Origin of the sequence: Wenjunlia tyrosinilytica, from assembly GCF_014646055.1 — a bacterium.
Taxonomy (GTDB): Bacteria; Actinomycetota; Actinomycetes; order Streptomycetales; family Streptomycetaceae; genus Wenjunlia; species Wenjunlia tyrosinilytica.
The window spans coordinates 1-2668 of sequence record NZ_BMMS01000114.1; the positions used below are offsets into that span (position 1 = coordinate 1).

2 pseudogenes are annotated in these 2668 nt (G+C 68.5%); both read right to left on the minus strand.

Annotated elements, in window-relative coordinates:
* Window positions 1–300 (minus strand): annotated as a pseudogene (locus IEY86_RS38590) (AMP-binding protein); the annotation flags it as partial.
* A 223-nt stretch (window positions 301–523) separates the two neighbouring features.
* Window positions 524–2614: pseudogene (locus tag IEY86_RS35735) on the minus strand (condensation domain-containing protein); the annotation flags it as partial.
* Window positions 2615–2668 lie beyond the last annotated feature (54 nt).

The following is a 2668-nucleotide window of genomic DNA, read 5'->3' on the forward strand; positions in this document are numbered from 1 at the left end:
CCGCACAATGCTGCGATGCTCCACCGCCACACCCTTCGGCACACCGGTAGAACCCGAGGTGTAGATCACATACGCCACATCCGACGCGGACGCCAAGCCCACCGGATCCGTCTCCGGCATATCGGCGAAACCTGATGCCAGATCCAGCACCGGCACCTCTGCCACGGCCAGATCCACACCATCGGTCAGCACAACCGCAGGCCGGGCATCCGCGACCATGAACGCCAACCGCTCCGCCGGATACGACGGATCCAACGGCACATAGCCCCCACCCGCCTTGAGCACCCCCAGCATCGCCGCGACCAACCGAACACCCCGCTGGGCACACAGACCCANACGTATCGCCGTGCACCACCGCCACAGCATCCGGAGCCGCCGACACCTGCGCCTCGAACAACTCATGCACACAAACCCGCGTATCGATCGGCGTGCCCGTGGCATTGAAACCCTCCACCACCAGCGCCCGCTCCGCCTCCGGCAGCACCTCCAGGCCGGAAACCGGCACATCCGGCGCAGCCTCCAACGCCCGGCTGATCTCCCGCACAGCATTCAGCAGCAACCCGCAGACACGGCCCGCGTCCAGCCGGTCATCCACCTGAGCCGTGATGGCGAAACCGCCGTCCTCGGCACCGAGGTCGTCAACCGACACCACGACCGGATAGTTGGTGCGCTCCTCACTGTGCAGCACCTCGAACCCGGACATCGCCGCTCCGGCCGTGACCTGTTCGGCCGGAGTAGTGTGCCGGTAGTTGAGCAGGCTGGTGAACAGCGGCAGCCCGGTCGGGACCTGGCTGCACCCCTGCGCGAGCACCAGCGGGGCGTGCTCATGCCGTAGCAGCTCAGCCAGCAACCCATGGGTGTCCCGCGTCGCCTCCAGGACGCTGCGGGCGTCGATGTCAACGCGTACCGGCAGGGTGTTGACGAACAAACCGAGGCCGCGTTCCGCACCCGCGCCGGCCTGCATCCGCCCGAACACGACCGTGCCGAACACCACATCCGAGCAGCCGGTGAGCCGGGACAGCACCAAGCTCCAGGCCAGATGGCACACACTCGCCGGAGACACGCCGACCCGACGGGCCTGCTCCCGGACCGCCTCGGCCAGTTCGGCCTCGACCGCGACCTGCGCCTCCGTGATACCGGTGCCGTCACCGCGGACATCCAAAATCCCGAACGGCGCCGTCGGCTCGTCGACATCGCCGAGCAGCTCGGTGAAGAACTCCTCATGCTCTGCCCGACTGGTGCCCAGCACCGCCTGGGCCACCACATTGCGATACGGCACCGACTCCGGCAACGCATCAGCGCTACCCGCCAGCACTGCCCCGATCTCCTCCTGCAACATCTCCAATGTGGTGTGATCACCCACCAGGTGATGCATCAGCACCAACAGCAGCCACCGCTTGTTCGGCACGTCGTACGCCGTGACCACCCGCAGCAGCGGCGCCGCGCCCAGGTCCATCCGGTAGCGGCGCGGGTTGTAACGTGCCAGGAGCTGGGCAGCCGCGTCCCCGGAACCGTCGAGGGTCACCTCCTCGACCGGCAGCTCGGTCCGCCGCCAGACCACCTGCACCGGCTGCGGCAGTCCCTCCCACACCACCGACGTACGCAGGATGTCGTGCCGATCCACCACCGCCTGAAGCGCATCGGCGAACTGGCCTATCCACTCCCTCGACGGCACGACCGACACGCTCGACAGCAGATAGGCGTCGCCCTCGCCGCCTATCAGGTGGTGGAAGAAGATCCCCTCCTGCAGCGGGGCGAGCGGGTAGATGTCCTGCACGTTGCCCGCGCCGCCCGGCACCGAGGCGACGACCTTGGCGATCTGCTCCTCGGTCAGATCCACCAGCGGCAGCATCCCCGGCGTGATCACCTCGGCGTCCGCCGGAATCGCGTTCGGCGGCACCGGCACCTCGGCGCCGCCCCCAGCCGCGACCGCCGCGGCCAGCCCGGCGACGGTGGGGGTGGTGAACACCGCCCGCACATCACACGACAGCCCGGCCTGCCGCATCCGCTCCACCAGCGAGACCGCCAGCAGGGAATGGCCGCCGAGTTCGAAGAAGTCATCGTCGCGGCCGACGCGCTCCACATTCAGCAGGTCCGACCAGATCCCGGCCAGCACCTCCTCCACCACACCCACCGGGGCCTGGTAGCCGCGGGCCACCACCGCACCGCCGTCCGGCGCCGGCAACGCAGCACGGTTTACCTTCCCGTTCGGGGTCAACGGCAGCGACTCCAGGGCGACAAACGCCGACGGCACCATGTAGGAAGGAAGGACCTCACTCAGCGCGCCACGCAGCGTTTCGACCTCGACGCTGCTGTCGGGCACGTAGTAGGCGTCGAGGCGATCACCGTGCGCCACCACGACGGCTTCCCGGACAGCAGGGAGTTCGAGCAGCCGGGCCTCGATCTCCCCGAGCTCGATCCGGTACCCGCGGACCTTGACCTGGAAATCATTGCGGCCCACGAACTCCAACGTCCCGTCCGGCAGCCACCGGCCCACATCCCCCGTGCGATACAACCGCGAACCATCCCCGGCCAGCCAGTCCGGCACAAACCGCTCACCCGTCAACCCCGGCCGACCCAGATACCCCCGCGCCACACCCCGACCACCGACCATCAACTCACCCACCACACCCACCGGCACCGGACGGCCAGCACCGTCGACCACATA